Here is a 20,571-nt window from a genome sequence, read left to right as displayed (position 1 = left end):
CTCTTTCCAATACAGAATATCTATAATTGTAAAATAAAGGTAATTATTTTAAACTTAGAAATATAAATAATAAAGAGAAAGGAGTGTCGTTCCATGCAGTTACAAACATACACTTGGAAAAGTTATACGTTTCTCATTGTAAGTATATTCGTTACTATTAATCTCTTTCTCTTCTCACCTATTTTAGACAGAGTTGGAGTAGAATATGTTGTACCTTTCGCCTACTTCATATTAGCTTCCGCTGTTATAGCAATCCTTTTAGCAATCATCTCTTTTTGTAGCCAATCTGAGAAAAAAATTTTAGCCATTATCGGTTTATGTTTTACTCTATTTAACACAGCAATTATTTTATTTTTCCTTTGGTTTGCTTACCATTTCACTTAATTGAAATATAAATAAACTCCATAAGCCACAAATAAAATTAACAGAATAGAAATGCTAAGTACCGTATATATGGTCCATTTTACATTTGAACTCATATACTCCATCCTCTCAACCCCCATTAATTCCAGTATATAACAAAAAAAGCATTGGATACCCAATGCTTTTTTACACTTACGCAAATAAAGATGTATTCGCATATAACGCTGGTGAACCACCTGAATGTACGAATAAAATGTTGTCTTCTTTATTAAATGTACCTTTTTTAATTAAGTCGATTAATCCCGCTACCGCTTTACCTGTATACACTGGATCGAGTAAAATACCTTCTGTTTTCGCAAGTAATTGAACTGCTTCCACCATTTCTGGCGTTGGTAACGCGTAACCTGGTCCTACATATTCATCAAAGCATGTAACAGCTTCGCGCGGGATAAAGTTCGGAATACCAACGTGAGCTGCCGTTTCCTCTACAAGTTTTGCTACTTTCTCTTCTTGTTCTGCTTTTCCTCTACTTACATTGATTCCGATTACAGGAATGTGACTTTGTGTTCCAGCAAAACCAGTAATTAAACCAGCGTGCATACCAGCGCTACCACTTACACAAACGACTGTACTGAAATCAATTCCTTGGTCAAATGATTGTGCCATAATTTCTTGCGCACAAGCAACGTATCCCATTGCACCAGTAGGATTTGATCCACCAACTGGTATTACATATGGTGTATTACCTTTTTCACTAACTTCTTTCGCTACTTTATGCATCTCTTCCATAAGATCTGCCCCGTTTGGTACGACAATTACATTTTCAGCACCTAGTAAATGATATAAGAAATAGTTTCCGTTAAAGTCTGGCTTCTCTTCTGGCTCAAGCCCTTCTTCTAATACAAGAATACATTTCATTTTTTCTTTTACCGCAGCTGCAAGTGTTAGACGGCAATGATTTGACTGAATACCTCCAGCTGTAATTAACGTATCTGCACCTTTTTCCTGTGCATCCGCAACTAGAAACTCTAACTTTCTCGTCTTATTACCACCAGCTGTTAAACCAAGTAAATCATCTCGTTTAAAATAAATAGTCGGGCCACCAAGTGCTTCAGAAAAATTGTTTAATTTTTCAATTGGAGTATATGACTCTGTATATTTTTTTCTCGGGAATTTAGCTAAATTCATTAATAACGCTCCTTTTGTACTTCTTTCACAATGTATGTAACGATACTATTATTACATGTAAAAATGATGAAGTCATCTTTCTGGTGGAAAAATGTATTGGAATTCGGTTTTGATGTATGAAATTGTATTAAAGATTTTAACTTCAATACGGTACATGAAATTACATTAATGATTTTAACCTAATTACGGTACATGAAATTTATATCGACGATTTTTCAAATATATCGTTCATAACTTGAAATATATCAACGATTTTTTCAATATATCGACGATTCGACATGAGATATCGACTTGCCAACAAAAAGTGACAAAACAAAAAGAGCCCACTCATTCAAAAGTAGGCCCTTACCAATCACTTATTTGCCGAAAATCGAAGAAGCTGTGTTAATCCTGGCTCTAAATTCATTTCGCCTTTATGACGTACGTATACGATTTTGTCCCCGTCAAATTTTGATGGATTTCCTGGATTATACGTATGCCACTCGTCCGTTCCTTCTATAGAGTACTCCATGTATTCTGTTGCACCGACGATTACATTTTTACTATCATCAGCGGTTACATTCGGTGCCATTTGTGCAACTTTCGAATCACTAATTAATAATTTTTTTATTTCCTTATCACGTTTGTAATCGTAAGCTGTCACCATTACATCGCTACCGTATGCTTTCACTTGCAACCCTTGTTTAAATGAATAGCCATCAGGAGCAGTCTTCTCTCCGCCATTTGGTCCAGCTGACATCCAGCCCGTTTCAATCCCGCCCGTATTTACAACCGTAAATCCTTTATTATCTCCGCCTGTAATTTTCTTTTTACCAGCCCAGTCTGGTAAGTTTAAATCCCAATGCGTATGACTCGTGAAGAAAACAACTTGCGGATAGTCTTTTAATATATCGTACAACTTATCAACGTTTAAATAATCTTGTAAATACGGATTTTGTCTTGATCCAGATACTGTATCCGGTAAAACGTGATGAGAGAAAATGAAAATGGGCTTATTTTTATCTTTTTGGCTATATTCTTCTAAATTTTGTTTTAACCAACCTAATTGCTCATCACTCATAAATACTTCATCCCACATTTTTGAATCGTGGTATTTCATATATTTTTCAGTTCCTAAAAATAAAAGCGGATAACCGTCTAATTCTTTTTTATGATATACCTTTTCTTGCCCGCTAAATTGTAAGTAGCGGTTAAATAGCGTTTCTTCCGTTACACCATTTGGCCATGTACTTTGAGAGAGCTTCCCATCAGCTGTCCATTTACCAGCGTAAAACTCATGATTCCCAACAGTTGACCATACATTCTCTGGATACTTATTTTTGTTTAGCACACGCTTTACATCATCATATTGTGACTGCTGTCCAGTTGGCGTTATATCCCCATTCATAATAAGCGCTCTAGAAAGTGGTGTCACTTTGTCCATATCTTTTAATACGTGATCAAAATCCCCTAAATCCCCTTGAATGTCACTAATAACATTAAAAGTTGTAGCTGATTTTCGAACTTGCTCTTTCCCTTCTGCATACACTGAAAACGTCGGCAATAATGCCGCCATAACTGCTAACGAAGCAACTGTCTTTTTCATACAAATTCTCCCCCTAATAATAGAATGTACAAACTGACATGTTCTGCTTTCTCTTAGATGCTTGTCCAATTCACATTATAGGGAGGGATTGTAAAGGTTGATTGGGTAAAAAATTAAGAGTTTTTTAAGGGGTTTTGTCTTTTTTACACGTCTTATATAACAATTCGTACTAATTTTTCTATTAACCTATTAATGTTAACTGAATGTAAAATTATGCGAAAAATCACTTAATTCAATGCGTTGTATTTTAATTTGCTTTACATCATTGTAACAAGAAGAATAAGATGGCCTAAACGGTCACCTATAGGTAAAGTGACCATCATTTCAATAAAGCACTTTACCCCTTCAAATTTTCTTCATTTAATCCGAACAACTCTTGTAAAATAAACCGTCCATCTTTTCTTATCAGTACATCATCAAACCAAATTTCACCGCCGCCATACTCTGGCCTTTGAATGTTTACTAAATCCCAATGTATCGCTGATTTATTCCCGTTGTCTGCACCTTGTAGCGAATCTCCAATTGCTATATGATAACTACCGTTTATTTTTTCATCAAATAACGTATTATTCATCGGGTGTAATATATAGGGATTAAACGCCAGTGCAAATTCTCCAATATATCTTGCTCCCTCATCCGTATCAAGAATTCGATTTATTCGTTCTGTATCATTTGCATATGCCTCTATTATTTTCCCATGCTTCATATGTAACTTTATATTTCGAAATGCATAACCTTGTTGAACAGATACTGTGTTACATGTTATTACTCCATTTACAGAATCTTTGACAGGTGCTGTATATATTTCGCCATCCGGAATATTATCCGTGCCATCCCCCTTTAAAACGCCTATTCCTTCAATGGAAAACTCCAAATCCGTTCCTTCTCCAATAATCCTCACTCGTTTTGTCTTTTCCATTAATTCTTTTAATGGCTCCATTGCTTTGGACATTTTATTATAATCTAGCGTACATACATCAAAATAAAATTTTTCATAAGCCTCAGTACTCATATTCGCTTCTTGTGCAGATGCTGCATTCGGAATTCGCGTTGTCACCCATCTCGTTTTATACACTGCTTCACTATGCGCTTTTCCAAATACCTTTTGATATAATTTCATTTTTTCTGCTGGTACATCTGCTAATTCATATGCATTTCTAGGGCTTCGGAGATTAATATACACTTGCATCTTACTTAATCGGTAACACTCCCCATCTGCTAACAACTTAAATTGTTCTTCAGATCCTGACAAAATTAATTGCCTCGTTACAGACACATCGCGCATTGATACATGCGCATATCCACCTGCTTTTTCTACGGACTTAATAATTTCACGAACGACTGCGGGATCTATTTCTGTAACACTTTGGATCAACACTTGATCACCAGGCTGTACTTTCGTAGAATGATTGACTAGTATATCTGCTAATTTCGATAATCTCTGCTTCACTACACCTCTCACCCTTTCATTCCCATTTCAAAAACTGAAAAAAGAGAACTACTCTTCAAGTACTTCTCTCTTTCATCCAAACGATAAATATAAAATAAATTATTAAAAATATACTATATAAACTCCATAACGTAGGTATTGCAGCTACACTTAAATAAAGAGTTCCTAGTAACAAGCAATCTTAAAAGTTTTTTTGTTTAAAAGCGATGTTTTTTTGCCATCGGTTCTATATATGTATTTAATATCCACATTAATACTTTCCATACCTTTTGTTGGCTAGGTGGTAGATGATCGTTATATACATAACTGTATTCAATCTCCTGTGTTGCACCACGATTTCGTTTGAACTCTCCAGCCCCAGCACTACAATGACAAATTAAATTCTTTTCGATAGAATCCATTGTAATAAGGAGGGAAAGTATACGGTATAAACCTTGTTGCTGGTCAGAGTTTGTATTATAGCCAAGGATCGGCGTTGTCATAACTCCATCCCGAATAAAATAAGCAATAACACCATCAATTGTATCCCCTTTTTTTATGGCCTTTATCTCAAATAAACGATGCTGAAGTGCATTCCATAAATAAGCGGGTGTAAACATTGGGTTATGGGCGGAATATTTTTCGATATATAGTTGGTTGTATAGCTGGGAAATTTGTAAAATATCCTCCTTTGTTAATTCTTCATTCGTAATGATTTTATAATTGCTTTTCTCTAATAAGCTTTTATCGTTTAATAAGTCTTTTCGTTTTTTTCGATTCATTTTTTTATAGTGTTTCGGATCAAATAAGTATATAGAACGAGACATAATTTTCTTGTAACCTACTGTAGATAGTGCTTCTGTCGTTACAGGATATAATTCGTTATTTAAAGAGCGAAATAGAATTGTATGCTCTGGAAATTTCTCAACAAATAGATTTGTTATTTGTTCGATTTGTTGTTCGTTGATAGAGTGATAAAGGTTTGTTGAAAGCATCCAATTATTTACGACAATTACTTTATTAATATTCGTTCGTCGTAGCCAACTTCCCATAAGATGAATCGGATAGGTTAATAGCTTCTCTAGCCATGGTTTTTTCAACTCCCATAGCTCTTCTAACGCATAAGATACGTAATGTGTATAAGGAGAACATACATATGAATTTTCGAACTCTGCGTTATTAAGAGTAACTGGCAAGATGAGATCATCGATTTCTAATAGAAAGAGCTCCGTGTTAACATTTTCAATACATGCTGTCACGCCCTTTTGAAAAAGAGGCAGGAAACTATCTCGCACATATGCCCCATCTTTTTTGGATTCCCAATCAATGCTATGCAAGGAATGAACATCATGTAACTGAATCATTTATGCTCACCACGCCTTACAAGACTCTCTATTCTTTTTAATTTTTTATCATTTACTTGAATATCGTAATGTGAAAAGGAGAACTGTGGTATCGCACACTTTTTAGTAGACCATAGTGTATGTAACTCTTTCATTACATTTGATTGACATAATTCCAGATTTTCAGGTAGTGCTTTAAGTTTAATTTCAATTTTGTCTACGCTTTGTTGTATTACTTTAAATTCTTGAATGTCACTAGATGCAAACAAAATTGCTCTTCTAATGAAATCTGGAAAAATAGATATTTCTTTATTATCCAATTCACTTATTCCAATAAATATATCGTCACATCGACCATCAATTCGTTCTAACGCTAAGAAAGGTGAACCACAGCTGCACGGCGTTTTTTTCTCAATTAATATGTCATTGAGACGATAGCGTATAATCGGCTGTGTTTTCCTCATGAAATCAGTAATAATAGGAACGAATATCCCCTTCTCTTGATCTAAGTATTCTTTTTCAATATGAACGAGATCTTCATTAATGTGTAACGTCCCCTCCTTGCAGGTGGTAGCAAGAAAACCTTCTGTACATTGGTAAACTTGGTGTACTGTCTGCTTAAAAGTTGCACAAATAAACTCTCTATCAATATCTTCAAGCACTTCTGCTACAGAGATAATTTTTTGTGGACAAATCGTAATGAGTCCTTCTTGCTGCCAGTAAGCGATTTTCCGTAACATAGACGGAGGTGCAATTAAAATAGATGGCTGTATTTCATTTAATCGCGTGATATGCTGCTGAAAAGAGTCTAGTAAATCAAAAAAATGAAATGAGATTCGCTTATTTTTTGTCGCTTCGTATAAATTGCTATTTGCACGTAAGAAAAAAGCAATCGTGTGTTTATGTAAAATGCTAGAAGGAAGCACCTTTCCAATAATCGAGCCAGCCCACAACGTTTGTTCTTCCTCAGAAACGAGAAAAACCCCACGATTCCCACTAGTTCCTGATGATAAACCGACAGTTATATTACGAATGGTTGGGGAGAAATTCCGGGTCTTTTCTGCTTCAAATGCTACATGAAACGCTTCTTCCTTTGAAATATGGGCTGTATTTAATGTATCAAAATGTTCCATCATTACTTCTTTATCAATAATAGGGAGTGCAGACAAATCCCCCTTTTGAATTTCATTTAAAAAAGGCGTATATAACTGGCGATAAAACGGAGACGCCTCTATCGTGAACAAAAGATGTTTTTCTATTTGTTGTTTATGAAACTGTTCCAACTGTTTACGATTTGAAAATCTCGAGCCATATTTTGTTTTCAAGTATTGCTTGAGAATTCGTAGTTTATTCATAGTACACCCCTGCTTTAATTTTATCCCATGTATGTTCACAATGAGTTGGTACAATTTCAATCTCAGGTGATGTTTGTGATAAATGGTGTAACTTCTCAATATTCTTTCGGTAAGATTTTGGATCGCTAGTTAAAAGGTTGGCAACCTTACTAGGAAATACAAGGTTTTGATACGTTTTACTTAGCCACACTGCGTCTGCACAAAGAAAAACAATTTTATTACTCTGCAAATGGACGAATATACCAAATTGACCAATTGCATGTCCTGTTAAGTCAACAGCAAATAATGAGCCATCATCAAATACATCATACCCCTCTTCAAACTTTCCATATGTAGAAGGTAAGTTTTGCGGTGGAGTTTGATCAATGAATGACATCCTTTTCTCTAAATCCATCGGCAGTGTATCTTTTAGACACCCTTTTAATAGAGCACCAAATTTACTTCTCTTTTTAATATCCTCATAAGCTTTTGCGAAGGTTAATATTTTCGCTTTTGGAAAGTCAGGTAAACCAGCTGTATGATCGCCATGAAAATGAGATAGAATAATATATTTAATTTCTTCTGGCTGAATACCATCAAGAAGAAGTTGCTCTTTAATAGATTGCTCTTCCGTGAAATGAACAGGCGTAAGTTTTGCATATACAGAGTAAGGGAATTTTTTTGTCGCCTCTTTAAAATGTCCCGCATATCCAGTATCAAATAAAATATATCCTAATACTGGATGCTCGAGTAACCCTACTGTAGCAGGAAAGCATATTTGTTTCCAACTGCCCTTGGAGTATGCAATTTTTTCTGGATGTGTGCAATATCCTGTATCATATAGCTTTAAAGATTTGATTTTCATTGTATTTTCCACCAGTCTACAAATTTTGTAATTCCTTCTTCTATACTAATCTTTGGAGCATATCCTAGTTCTTCTTTAGCTTTATCAATATTTAATGTCTGGCTTTTTGAAAGGACACTAACAGTATATTTTGTGAGAATAGGTTCTTTTCCGAATAAAATAGTTTTTGAGATTCCTTCTAGTATAGCAGCTAGTGAAAAAGCGGTTTTGTAGGAAATTTTTTTATATTTTACTTCCTTATCAAGACGCTTCATTACATTTTCTATAACCTCATATAAATTTACACGCTCGTCATTTGTTATATTGTACTTTTGCCCTAATGTATGTTTTGGGGAATGCATACAAAGAAGTAAAGCATCTACAACATTCTCAACATACGTAATATCAACAAGAACATCTTCAGTACCAATTCTCGGTAAAGCACCCTTTTCACATACTTTAATCAGACGCGGAAGAATCGCATTATCTCCTGGTCCGAATAAAGCGCGCGGGCGTATTGTGATAACTGGTAAACCATGCGCGAAAGCTTGATCAATAGCTTGTTCAGCCATGTGCTTCGTTGTTGCATAATGATTTACAAATGTATCAGGAAGTTTCGCGTTTTCAACTACATTTTGTCGCTCATCATAATAGAAATAAATACTTGGTGTTGATACGTGGATCAGGCGTTTTATACCGTACTTTTGACATCCCTCGATAATATGTTTCGTTCCTAACACATTCGCATTATAAAAATCTTCATATTTACCCCAAGGGGAAGAAAGTGCGCCGCTATGAAAGATGTAATCTTTACCTTTACAAACTTGTAGCACACGATCCCTGTCTTCAAGAGGACAATGAACAAACTCAATTCCATTTTGTTCTAATACCTTACCAATTGTTTTATTTCTCCCCGTTGCCGTTACTTCATGGCCCATATTTTTCAGTCGAAAGGCGAGTTTTTGTCCTAGAAAACCCGTTCCACCAGTTACTAGCATTTTCATAAATCTTCACCATCCCACGATATGTCATATGTTGTTTGCTCTAAAATAGTCCGTTCATTTTTATAACTTTCACGCCACAATTTATACATGCTAAAAAACTGATAAAAAAATGGTTTCCAATCATTGTGACGATAAACGATATCTGGATAAGAGCATAAAACTTTTAACCATCGCTTACGTTTTTGTTTACTTTTTAAATAAGGAGATCCATATAAAAGCATCGCTAACCGAATTGCACACTCCGAATTTTGTTTTGGAATGAGTGTATTTTTTACCATTTCATGAAAGAAGGCCGGCAATATTTCCTCATCGAATAAATGTAATCCACTTGTAGTACGTGGATTACATTCAATCGGAATCACATCTCCATCCTCTGTAACGATAAAATCAAAAGCAATTTGTCCTGAGAAATTTAGCTCTTTTACAATATGTCTCACAAACTGATCAATTTTAGGTTGATTCATATGCTGAAACGCAATGGTAGCACCTAAGCCTGCCGTAAATTCCGTTTTATACGTAGCGTGAGCTAATACTTCCCCAGATTGTGCGATACTGTAAGAACAATGCTGCGTTCCTCGTATAAACTCTTGCATAATATAATTTGACTTATCTATCATGCTTTCTTTTAGAGCATCCTCTTTTGTAATAAATTCCACTTTATCAGAAAACCGGGAAAAAATCGGTTTTCGTACAAAAGGAGTATGAGCTGGCGTTTTATGCATCATTGAACGTATCGCTTCTTCATCATCTATTCTATATGTTGCAGGTACTTGCCACCCTAAATTCGCTACGAACTGAATAAATTCCCACTTATTATGCAGTAATGATAGCTTTTGAAAATCATCTACTAATACATGGCAAAATGCGCTTAATTCTTCTCTATATTTAGATATATAAAACACTTCTTCACAAGTAGGAATAAGCAAATCCACATTGTGACGTTTAATAATGGATAGTAGCGCACGGATACTTTCTTTTGTTTTCCACTTTGGAGAAGGAATTTCATAAAAGTAATCCGTACTCTTTGAAACTTTACTTAATGGATACGGAATACTATCTGCAATAATAACGGTATGTCCAGCGTTATGAAACAGTCTGCATACATGCAGAGTTGCTGGTGCACGTGCCCCTGTAATTAATACTGTTTTCTTAGTATTCAAGAAGGATGCCCCCGATTGAAAGTCCTGCAGAAGTACCTAATAGTAGTATTTTATTTCCACGTTGCACTTTCTTTTGCTTAATGGCTTCAAAAAGAGCGATTGGAATAGATGCGGAAATCATATTACCGTAGTCTTCAAAAATGGTCATAAAGCGCTCCTCATCTACCCCTAATTTTTTACGAATAAGTCTCATAGCTGGTCCACTCGCTTGGTGAGGAACAATTAAATCAATATCGGCTAGAGAATAACCAGTATCCATAAGGAGCTTGTCGATAAACTTCATTAAATACTTAGAAGATAGTTTAAAAATGGCTCTTCCATTCATATCGAACAAGAAGTCTTCTTTTCGTTCCTCACTATACTCCCTAGGATGAATCATCGTTCCACCGCCACGAATTTCTGATAAATGCGCACCAGAGCTATATGTTTCCATATGGGAAGCAATAATAGAAGATGAATGATCGCCTTTTGTTATGACAACAGCTGCCGCACCGTCACCGAATAAAATACTGCTTTCATTTTGTCCCCAATTTAATCCAACAGAAGAAATTTCAGAAGAAATAATAACAACATTTTTGTATCTCCCGCATTCAATTGCGTATGAAATTGTATCAAGTGCTGTTATGAAACTTAAACATGTTGAATTGATATCAAAACATGGAATACCAGAATGCTGTAGCCCGAGCTGTTCTTGAATAAGTGATGCAGTAGAAGGAATCGCTTGTTGAATCGTTCCACTTCCGCAAATAATACAATCGATATCATCCCAAGTTAACTTCGCATCTTCTACAGCTTTTTTTGCAGCTTCTGCCCCCATATAAGAAGACGTTTCCCCATCAACAAAATATCTTGTTTTCACCCCAGCTTTTTTTAATGTCCAGCCTTCTGGTACATGTAGCATGCGATCTATTTCAAAAGATTCTACCTTTCGTTTTGGAAGATATGTGCCAATCCCTTTTATACTAATATATCTTTTCATTCTCTATCGCCTCTTAATCTTTTTATAAATTTAAAAATCCTTTACATCTAAACATTGCTGTGGATACATACAGAAAGTCTTTTTATAACATTCTGCTATCCCCTTATGTACTTCTAATCCTATTTTTCTTCAAAAAAGAGCAAGCTCTCTACTTGAGAACTTGCTCTTTTTGCATGAGAATTCTTCAAATACATACTCTAGAAAAAAACTTTTATATCAATTTAATTATATTATAACAATTATCCGAAAATATTTAATAGTATTTTTTGTAAATAAAAGTGAAAATGTAGTATAAATTTACGTGAGATGGTAGTTTATTGAGCAGCAAATATACACATATGGAGTGTACATACAACTCATTTCAACATCTTCTTTTCCCTTTTTGTTTCCACAAAAAAATGATTTCTATAATTAAATTGGCGGAGCTTTAAGTGATACTGCAAAAGACAAATATATTTACCATCACTAAACTTGATTTCCTTTTCTTTCATAAATACATCACTATGCCCTATAATACTTTCCATTCCTGCGATTTATATCTTCCGCTCCATACAGAGCCCTCTTTGGATTTATAATAATCAGAAAAACTGCAACTACTAAATAAAAAATCGCGTTATACATAATTAAATCGATTAAGTTTCCTTTTATAATACCAATAAAGAAATTAAAAAATTGATGAATGATGATTGGGATAATTAAATTCTGATTTAAATTATAAAATGCAGTCATGACGATTTTTATAGATATGATAGAGATCATAAAAAATAGAATATATTTAATTAGGTCCATGCCTACAAATCCTGTAGTAAACCAAATAGGTAGATGCCACATCCCCCACCAAAACCCTATAATTAGCGAAGCTTTTAGTGGTGAATGCCTCTTTTGAAGCTCAATTTGTGCAAAGCCTCTCCATCCTAGTTCTTCTCCTAATGGCCCCGCAAGAAAGTTTTTAGCAAAGAAATAGATTAGCATTCCCCATGAAGTGACAGTGAAAATAGAATCTACTTCACTATTTTTAGACACGACAAACAAAATCATTAAAAATATGAAAGTTTGAATCATACTCACAATAAGAATTATAGAAACTTTAAGTTTATTCTTGAACTTGTCTTTTACAAACTGTATAAAGCTCTGCCCTGGATAGATTTTTTTAAATAACACGGCAAAAGCAAAAGTTGAGGACCAAGACGATATACAAAACATTACATCAAAAACCCATGCTGGGAATCCTAGCATACTTATAGCTCCTACAAGCAAAAAAAGTGGCAGAAAAATGATATTGGTTAGTACAATAAAACTCGCTACTGGTTTTTTTAGTTTCTTTTCCCTATTCATGCGCAATCCCCATTTCAAACTAAGTATTTCGTAAACATAATAGTATTTATATTTACAGATACTCTCAGCTTAAACCTGGGGGTTACTCACAGGTCAATACATGTCAGCATTATTTTACAGGCGCATAAATTTCTAAAAATATACGCTCAAGTCCCTCTTCATATGTGGTAAGTAATATATTTATATACACTAGCCCCAAAAGTTCATGTCCTTGTTCTATTGCTGCTTTTCTTAAACTGGATTCCACATTATGATCAATACTTTTCCCACCAGTTGCCCATCTTCCATCTTCAATAACTGTATAAATACATTTTGGATGCGATAGAATTTCCCCTTCTAATTCTTTATCAAAGTCCTCTATCTTTCTTACAATTATAAATTTATCTTCTATAATACCTTCTTCGTTGAAATTTATAACTCTTCGTAAAGATGTTAAAGTAACTGCTTTTTTTAAACTATCCGTATTCTTTTTCAAAGATTCATATTCATCATACGCAGTAAAATGCTCTATTTCTCCGTTTACTTCTAAAGGTTTCATTTCTTTTATTACGTATTTCCCTAAAAATTTCTTTATTTTTTCACAATCTTCTTGTACATTTTGAACCTTTTTTAAAAGAAGCTTTTTATATTCTATCTCCTCTAAAACTTCTTGTTCTTTCTCTTCCAACAATGATTTTATTCCCTCTATACTCTTACTTTTTCTTAATTCCTGAATTTTTTTTATTTCGATATCCATTTCCCTATAGAAATTAACCGTTGTTATATCATATATATCAAAATGATTATATTTTCTATACCCATTCTCGATATTTTGCTTCGGCTTGACCAAATCTTTCTCCTCATAAAACTTCAAAGTATCTCTAGATACATCTAAAAATTTAGCAACTTGTCCAATTGTATACATTACGTTCTCCTTTATCATTGCTACTTCATCTTTTACATTCATACTGCATATTCTGTGAACTATCGAATTCTCCTTCCAACAGTCATATCTTTTTTCATAAAAAAAGACACAGAGATTTCTCCCCATGCCTACTAATTCCTACTTCTTCACCGCATGCACATAATGCACCGTCTCAAAAGCTTTTAAATAATCGTTTCGTCCTTCGAAATATAATTTATTTATGTCTTCTGGTGATAAATGCTCATAAATGAGTAAGCCCGCGTTCTCTAACAGTGCTTCCATTTCCGTATAAGAAAAACACGATTTCATCGTTTCCCCGCCTACTGCAGCCATTTTTACCATATTTTCAACTCGATTGGACAATCCTTTTTCCGTAAATAAGTTTTCATCCGGATAATCGAATACGATAGAGCTCCCCTCTGGAACCATCTCGAATAAATTTTCTATTAAACTAGAAAGCTCCTCCTTCGTTAAATAGTACGTAACACCTAATAGGCTAAAGAAAGTCTTTTTATTTTCAAATCCTTCATTTACTAATTTTTGCTTCGAGAAATCTTTAGTAAAATCCATCGAAATAAAATGAAGGTTGTTTGGAATTTCATACTCTATTTCTTTCACTCTTTGTATTTTAAACGCTTGCGTATAAGGGTGATCCACTTCAAATATTTCAATTTTATTTTCTAATTCTCGATGTCTAAAACTAAATGTGTCTAAGCCCGCACCGAGTATGATGTATTGCTTTGCGCCTAATGCAATTTCATGTAGTAATACTCTTTCACAATATGCTGCGCGTGCCAAAGGTGTTGGTGATAACTGTACTTGTGTAATCCATTTTAATATTTCTTGTGGATTATTTTGAAACTTTTGTGCAATGTCTGTATTGAAAAAATGTATTCCTTGAACCATATTCGTTTCAATATCATTACGTTCTTTTTGTGGAATAAAATCTTTAGCTACATAATCATCAAAGATTTTAGGACAATCAAATTCACTATGATATGCCCTGCTGAAAGCTGATACTAACGACGTTACACTTGCTTCACCTTTTTTCATGCACATACACTCCTTCATTTTCACAACAAAAATAGGGTTCCCCTGGCCAGGAGAACCCTATTATACACTTTATTTTTATATTGGTAAATTATAGCATAAATAAGTTTTTTTGTCAAGTTTTCAGCCTACTATCACTCCAATTCTTTGTATATTCTCTGGCAGGAAAATTGTCGATTCACACCGAATACCCCAAATGATAACAATACATATGGAGGCCAATATGAAACGATTAGTGATCATTACCGTAGGAAAAACACACAGCGGAAAAACTACATTTGCTAAAGAACTAGAAAAAAAGTTACCCCACTCTTTCGTTATGGATCAAGATAACCAAGCTGAATTCATTAACACGCATTATGAAAAATTACAGCCGGACGAAGGCCCAAATACATTTAAGCACGGTCTTTCGAAATTCATTGTTGATTATGCAAAAGAACATACAAATTTACACCTTATTATTTGCAACTCAAATAGAAGCCGAAACGGCCGGATGTATTTGCTAAATAAATTATTTCAGATAGAGAAATACGTACGCATACTCGTTCACTTTGACATTCCAGATGATGTACTTTACGAGAGAGTGGCTCGAAGCACGCGAAGTACCAATATTTTTAGAGGTAGTTATTCTAGTTTCAAAGAAGTTCTGAATCGCCAACAGGCCGAGTCACTTCACGAAGATGTCGTAGATCCTATAGAAAACGAAGCTGACTATTTGTTTGTAATTCGTAATAGCAAAGATGTAAACTCTATTATCGAAGAAATTATTCATCTAGCTAAAGATTTGTCCCCTACTCCAAAATAAGAGAATTTCATAATTACATAATCATAGATTATTATGCAAATACTTCCTCTAAGCGCCGAACATGGTATATAATGATAAGATAATCTACTTCTATATGCTCAACTCTACACAAAACAACTCATGCATATGAAAGAAAAGAGGTACAAAAATATGAAAACAAAACAAACAATCGCTGCGTCTACACTAGCTTTAGCAATGATTGCTGGCGCAAACTCTGCTCATGCGGAAGTAACTGATGCTACTCCTCAGCAAAGTACGGGAGATCGATTAGCTGAACTTAAGCAACATAGACAAGAGTTAGATGCGAAATTGCAGCAACACAAAGAAAACGTGGATCAAACATTGAATGAACTTAACCAAGTTAAGGAAAATGTTGATACGAAGGTTAATGAACTACATGAGCGTAAACAAGTTGCTGATGAAAAAATTAACGAAATGAAACAACGTAAACAAGAGTTAGATGCAAAACTTCAGCAAGACAAACAAATTGCCGAAGATAAAATCGCTGAAATTAAAGAGCATAAAAAACAAGTAGAAGACAAAGTTGCTGAAGTTAAAGAACATAAGCAAAATATCGATAATAAGGTTAATGAAATTAAAGAACATAAACAAACTGTCGATGAAAAAGTGAATGAAATTAAGCAACATAAAGAGAACATTGATCAAAAGGTTAATGAACTTAAGGAAGTTAAAAAACAAGTAGATGAAAAATTAGCTGAGTTAAAGAAAGCAAAACAAACTGCTGAGGACAAACTTGCTGAGCTAAAAGAAAATAAGCCGAATACTGGGAACACGTTAGAGGAACTTAAGAAAATTAAAGGCAATTTAGATAGTCTTTCCGCTAACTTAGAACTAGCTAAACAAGATGTAAAAAACAAACTAGCTGAATTACAAAAAGCTAGAGAAGATTTACTAAATAAAATTAACGAAATAAAACAAGCGAAACAAACTGTTTCAGACGATTTAACAAAGAAAAAACAAGACTTAGATATTAAAATCAACGACTTTAAACATACTGAGAAAAAAATTGATGACAAATTAGCTGAGGTACATACAACGAAGCAAAATGTAGATAACAAAATTAATGAAGTATCTCAATCGAAACAAACTGAAACAAAGACTGGTACTACAAATGCAAACAACAATGCTAGAGAACTTCCTAACGCTGGTAGTGAGCAATCAAATAATATGGCTTTAGGTATGTTATCTGTATTAGGTGGCGTTTTATTAGTAACACGAAATAAAATTAAAGCGTTATTCTCAAAATAAAGCACTTATACAAAAGACAACCGCACACTTGTGCGATTGTCTTTTTTCTTTATATTAACTTCCCATCTCGAAGTGTCAATATACGATCACATACATCAAGCATTCTTTCATCATGCGTAATCATAATTGCTGCTTTTTGACTTTCTTTCACTTCACGTTTCATCATTTCTACAACTTCACGTGCGCGTTTTGAGTCTAAGCTTGCAGTTGGTTCATCCGCTAATATTAAATCCGGGTTGTTCATGAACGCGCGAGCGATTGCTACCCTTTGTTTTTCCCCGCCAGATAGTTGATTTGGATAATGACTTTTTCTTTCTCCTAATCCAAATGCCGCTAATAAATGATCCGCACGCTTTTCTGAGTCTTGTTTACTTTCTTTTTTTAGCTTTGCAATGTAAAGCAATTGTTCCTTCACATTTAAATATGGAACGAGATTTGCGAACTGGAAAATGAAGCCGATTTTTTTCAAACGAATATCTGTCATTTCCTTTTCTGATAACTGCGTAATATTTTGCTCACGAATGTAAATATCCCCTTTTGACGGTGATAATAAAGCACCCGCGATTGATAATAATGTACTTTTCCCTGATCCAGAAGGACCAACGATTCCGATAAACTCTCCAGCTTTCACATCAAGCGACATCGGATGAAGGGCTGTTACTTCCGTATTCCCTTCTCCGTACACTTTACTTACTTTATCTAATTTCAATAATGAAGTCATTACATCCCGCCTCCAATTGCTTCTAATGCATCAACTTTTAATACTTGGTATAACGAAATAAGTGTTCCTAAAATACTAATTACGATAAAGATTGCTGCGTATTGTGCAATCATCGGTGTGGTTAATAAGAACGGCATACCCGCTGGTAAAATTTGTTCTAATCCTTGTACAAGAACAATACTAATTACCATCGCAACGACTGATAAGAATAACGCCTGCACGACTAAGCTATTTGCTAAATAAGAATTCTTTGTACCGATTGCTTTTAATACACCTAATTGCTGTGTTTTTTGCAGTGTAATGACGTAGAAGAATACACCGATTAGTAACGCAGCGATAACAAGTAAGAATGCAATGATCATCGTTAATGTTCCTTGCTCTTCTTTAAATCCTGGAATACTTTGCAGTACTTCTTTTTTGTCGATAACATGTGCATTTTTAATTTCTTTATCTGTATTCAGTGCAATTGCACTATAATCTTTTTGGTTTGGTTGTGAGATAGCGCTCCATACATCTTCATTTACATATACAACTGGTGTATGGCTAAACATTTGGTCTTTCGTAAATCCAACGATTGTAAATTCTTTCTTTGAAACAGGGTCGATAATTGTATCGCCAATATCGATTCCTTTTTCTTTAATTGATTCATCAGCAACCATTTCGTTATTTGCTGTACTTAATTTCTCACCTTTTACAATTTTCGGTTCTAAAAATGAATCACGTTCACTTGAGAAAATAGCAACATCCACTTTTTTCGAACTATCTTTCTTTTCATACGTCGAAACTTTCACACGAAACGGAACGGCCTCTTTCTCGCCTACTTGATTTACTACGTTATCTACATCGTCTTTCTTAATTTGTGAACGAAGTAATTTATTTTCCGCATCATCTGCTAAAACGAACTTATTTGCCTCCATATTTTGAATCGATGAAGCATTATCATATGATAGTCCATTTGCTAATCCTGAAATCACAAGGACTAAAAATGATAATAACACCATAATCAATCCGATTAATCCGTATCTTAATTTTGATTGTTTTAATTCACGCAGAGCTAAAAACATTTCGCTCGCTCCTTCCTCTTTCTTTCTATGCACTTATCATAAAAAAGAAATATGAACGGAATATGAACAGAAGATTACAGAGGAGAAGATTTAATTTTCGGAAAGTATTGAAAATAATCAGAATCCTTGATACAATTCAGTCAAATAATCTTGACCGAGTAATTTTATTTGAGGAGTTGATCATGTTGAAGCCCATGTTAACACTAACGACTTATAGCCAACTAAAAGCAATAAGCGATCCACTACGTGTCGAAATGATGATGCGTCTATGCGAACGTCCCTATACAGGACAACTACTATCTGAGAAATTCGGCATTTCAAGGGCGAAAATTCATTATCATTTAAAAGAATTAGAGAAGAATGGTTTTATAGAAATCGTTTATACAGAAGAGAAAAATGGTATCATTCAAAAATTTTATCAATCTGTCGCTAAAGGCTTCACCCCTGCCGCAGATCTATTACCTCATTTAGGAATGTTAAGCGAATCAGGTCGCCAAATCTTTTTACAAATGACAGAAAGAACGAAAAGCCATATTCTCGCTGCACCAGAAGAAGCTTTTACATTACGAAAAGTAAGCGAAGACCCAGCTGAGTGGAATTACGTTTCATCTTGCTGGGAGTTTGATGCTACGCCAGAACAATTTCAAGTGTGGGTGAAAAAGTTTTATGAATTAATGGCTGAATTAAATGAAATCACAAAAGACGCAGAGAACGATTCAAATAGTAAATCGTATTACATTTCTACTACTGCACTGCAAATCGATGAGCGATCAATGCAACGCTATGTGAAAAAAGAGGAAAAATCGTAATACGATTTTTTTTACACCAACGGTCAATTTTATTTTACCGAATAAATTTTTTATAAAGGAGTAGATTAAATGGATATATTGAAAAACCGGAATTTCCTCTTATTGTTTTTAGGGAGAATTTTTACAAACATAGGAGATAGTTTGTATTATGTAGCCGCGATGTGGCTCGTATATGAGCTGAGTGGTAATCCTTTTTATTCTGGATTAGCAGGTTTTCTTACGTTATTACCTTCTGCACTTCAATTTTTTACCGGTCCATTCGTTGATAGATGGTCAATTAAAAGCACCCTCGTCATCACACAAATTCTGCAATGCATCCTTATATTAATCATTCCTATTACACACTACTTCGATCTATTAACAGTTCAACTACTACTTATCATCATGCCCATCGTAGCCTTTATCGAACAATTCGCCTATCCCGCGCAATCAAAAGCTTTACCACTTCTACTGCATAAAACACAATTATTAAAAGGAAATTCACTCTTTTCATTTGCGTATCAAGGCATTGACTTAATTTGTACGACGCTTTCTGGCATATTAGTAGCACTACTTGGTGCCATTACTTTATATGTGGTCGATTCCTTAACATTCGCGATTACTGCCCTGTTGTTCTTTTCATTAAAAATGCCAAAGCAAGCAGAAACCAATACATCACTTTCAACTAAACAATATTTCTCTGATTTAAAAGAAGGTTTTTCGATCGTCTTCCGTTCATTAATGGGCGTATTCTTAATCGGTTCGGTTGTCGCTAATTTTTCTATCGGTATGACGATGGCAATACTCCCTTCTTTCGCTGATTCTTTAGGAGGCGTGAAATCATATGGCTTCTTCCTAGCTGCTATATCAGCAGGTAGTCTCATCGGTGCATTATTCAGTTCATGGGTTGGCAAACGTAATGTTGGCCGTGTCTCTATTATTAGCTTTGCAGCCGGTGCTATCTTTTGGTTTCTCTCTACGATCGTACCGTTTCAATGGCTGTCTATTCTCTTATTCGGTCTAGCTTGGATTCCAATTGGTGCGACCAACATATTATTTGCAACAATTAGCCAAATTGTAATTCCAAATCAATATATTGGACGGATCAATTCAGTCATGCGAAGTATGGGCACAATTGCTATGCCGTTCGGTTCTTTAATTGGCGGATACACCGCAAATGTATTTAGTAGTCAACTTATTTTCGCGCTCGCTAGCATCGGGATTTTATTCATTTCTCTCGTATGGCTACTTCATCCGAAATTACGTTCATTGCCGAAAGCTGATGAAATTACAGCGGATACTTTTGGGGTGCGGTTTAAAGAAGAGTGCGGGAAAGGTGCGGTTTTATAGCGGAACCAACATAACCCCGTTCTAAATTTGGGACGGGGTTAAACATACAGTTATTT

The 20,571-nt window shown here is 34.7% G+C and carries 19 protein-coding genes; 5 read left to right on the top strand and 14 right to left on the bottom strand.

What is annotated here, in order from left to right; genetic code table 11:
• The first annotated feature begins 93 nt into the window (after positions 1-93).
• The gene (locus tag DN394_RS21740; RefSeq protein ID WP_097915134.1) at positions 94-384 is read left to right on the top strand and encodes a hypothetical protein; all 291 of its coding nucleotides are present in this window, start codon (positions 94-96) and stop codon (positions 382-384) included.
• 171 nt (positions 385-555) lie between these two features.
• Here the strand turns inward: DN394_RS21740 and cuyA are convergent, their stop codons facing one another.
• The 12 genes from cuyA to DN394_RS21680 all read right to left on the bottom strand — a co-directional run bounded on the left by cuyA (position 556) and on the right by DN394_RS21680 (position 14,521).
• Positions 556-1,551, bottom strand: a complete 996-nt coding sequence (gene cuyA, locus DN394_RS21735; RefSeq protein ID WP_098705036.1) for a D-cysteate sulfo-lyase — start codon at positions 1,549-1,551, stop codon at positions 556-558.
• A gap of 352 nt (positions 1,552-1,903) precedes the next feature.
• Positions 1,904-3,136 (bottom strand): DUF4073 domain-containing protein, encoded by a 1,233-nt coding sequence (locus tag DN394_RS21730; protein WP_149294227.1) that lies wholly within the window; start codon positions 3,134-3,136, stop codon positions 1,904-1,906.
• A 337-nt stretch (positions 3,137-3,473) separates the two neighbouring features.
• Positions 3,474-4,586 carry an aminopeptidase gene (locus tag DN394_RS21725; RefSeq protein WP_179953659.1) on the bottom strand — a complete coding sequence of 371 codons (1,113 nt, stop codon included), beginning with the start codon at positions 4,584-4,586 and terminating at the stop codon, positions 3,474-3,476.
• Positions 4,587-4,783: 197 nt separating this feature from the next.
• On the bottom strand, positions 4,784-5,929 hold the full coding sequence (locus tag DN394_RS21720; protein ID WP_046958039.1) for a hypothetical protein: 1,146 nt from the start codon (positions 5,927-5,929) through the stop codon (positions 4,784-4,786).
• Complete coding sequence (locus DN394_RS21715; protein WP_098705041.1) at positions 5,926-7,263, bottom strand: F390 synthetase-related protein; 1,338 nt, start codon at positions 7,261-7,263, stop codon at positions 5,926-5,928. The genes DN394_RS21720 and DN394_RS21715 overlap by 4 nt, the downstream gene beginning before the upstream one ends.
• Positions 7,256-8,107, bottom strand: a complete 852-nt coding sequence (locus DN394_RS21710) for an MBL fold metallo-hydrolase (RefSeq protein ID WP_098084544.1) — start codon at positions 8,105-8,107, stop codon at positions 7,256-7,258. Before DN394_RS21710 ends, DN394_RS21715 begins: the two co-directional genes overlap by 8 nt.
• The gene (locus tag DN394_RS21705) at positions 8,104-9,090 is read right to left on the bottom strand and encodes an NAD-dependent epimerase/dehydratase family protein (RefSeq protein WP_046958036.1); all 987 of its coding nucleotides are present in this window, start codon (positions 9,088-9,090) and stop codon (positions 8,104-8,106) included. The genes DN394_RS21710 and DN394_RS21705 overlap by 4 nt, the downstream gene beginning before the upstream one ends.
• Positions 9,087-10,250: an ATP-grasp domain-containing protein gene (locus DN394_RS21700; protein WP_141545424.1), complete on the bottom strand. Its 1,164-nt coding sequence runs from the start codon at positions 10,248-10,250 to the stop codon at positions 9,087-9,089. Before DN394_RS21700 ends, DN394_RS21705 begins: the two co-directional genes overlap by 4 nt.
• Positions 10,240-11,229 carry a beta-ketoacyl-ACP synthase III gene (locus DN394_RS21695; RefSeq protein WP_097994304.1) on the bottom strand — a complete coding sequence of 330 codons (990 nt, stop codon included), beginning with the start codon at positions 11,227-11,229 and terminating at the stop codon, positions 10,240-10,242. The genes DN394_RS21700 and DN394_RS21695 overlap by 11 nt, the downstream gene beginning before the upstream one ends.
• A gap of 501 nt (positions 11,230-11,730) precedes the next feature.
• Entirely contained in the window at positions 11,731-12,564 is an 834-nt protein-coding gene (locus tag DN394_RS21690) for a CPBP family intramembrane glutamic endopeptidase (RefSeq protein WP_001078405.1), read from the bottom strand.
• A 109-nt stretch (positions 12,565-12,673) separates the two neighbouring features.
• Entirely contained in the window at positions 12,674-13,468 is a 795-nt protein-coding gene (locus DN394_RS21685; RefSeq protein WP_098209273.1) for a MerR family transcriptional regulator, read from the bottom strand.
• Between the two features lie 138 nt (positions 13,469-13,606).
• A complete protein-coding gene (locus tag DN394_RS21680) occupies positions 13,607-14,521 on the bottom strand; it encodes a class I SAM-dependent methyltransferase (protein WP_141542891.1) in 915 nt (304 codons plus the stop codon).
• Between the two features lie 220 nt (positions 14,522-14,741).
• Between DN394_RS21680 and DN394_RS21675 the strand changes: the two genes are divergently transcribed.
• Complete coding sequence (locus tag DN394_RS21675; protein ID WP_141545425.1) at positions 14,742-15,323, top strand: ATP-binding protein; 582 nt, start codon at positions 14,742-14,744, stop codon at positions 15,321-15,323.
• Between the two features lie 150 nt (positions 15,324-15,473).
• Positions 15,474-16,592 (top strand): LPXTG cell wall anchor domain-containing protein, encoded by a 1,119-nt coding sequence (locus DN394_RS21670; protein WP_098209227.1) that lies wholly within the window; start codon positions 15,474-15,476, stop codon positions 16,590-16,592.
• A 49-nt stretch (positions 16,593-16,641) separates the two neighbouring features.
• On the opposite strand, the gene DN394_RS21665 is transcribed toward DN394_RS21670, so the two are convergent.
• Positions 16,642-17,313, bottom strand: a complete 672-nt coding sequence (locus DN394_RS21665; protein WP_097915113.1) for an ABC transporter ATP-binding protein — start codon at positions 17,311-17,313, stop codon at positions 16,642-16,644.
• A complete protein-coding gene (locus DN394_RS21660) occupies positions 17,313-18,377 on the bottom strand; it encodes an ABC transporter permease (RefSeq protein WP_097994305.1) in 1,065 nt (354 codons plus the stop codon). The genes DN394_RS21665 and DN394_RS21660 overlap by 1 nt, the downstream gene beginning before the upstream one ends.
• A 182-nt stretch (positions 18,378-18,559) precedes the next feature.
• Between DN394_RS21660 and DN394_RS21655 the strand changes: the two genes are divergently transcribed.
• Positions 18,560-19,186 carry an ArsR/SmtB family transcription factor gene (locus tag DN394_RS21655; protein ID WP_141475079.1) on the top strand — a complete coding sequence of 209 codons (627 nt, stop codon included), beginning with the start codon at positions 18,560-18,562 and terminating at the stop codon, positions 19,184-19,186.
• A gap of 69 nt (positions 19,187-19,255) precedes the next feature.
• Positions 19,256-20,515, top strand: a complete 1,260-nt coding sequence (locus tag DN394_RS21650; RefSeq protein ID WP_097915109.1) for an MFS transporter — start codon at positions 19,256-19,258, stop codon at positions 20,513-20,515.
• The last annotated feature ends 56 nt before the right edge of the window (positions 20,516-20,571 follow it).

It is taken from the genome of Bacillus sp. BB081 (genome assembly GCF_008368895.1).
In the GTDB taxonomy this organism is placed as follows: Bacteria; Bacillota; Bacilli; order Bacillales; family Bacillaceae_G; genus Bacillus_A; species Bacillus_A wiedmannii.
The sequence above is the reverse complement of the archived record's forward strand: the minus strand, read 5'-3'. Positions and strand labels throughout refer to the sequence as shown.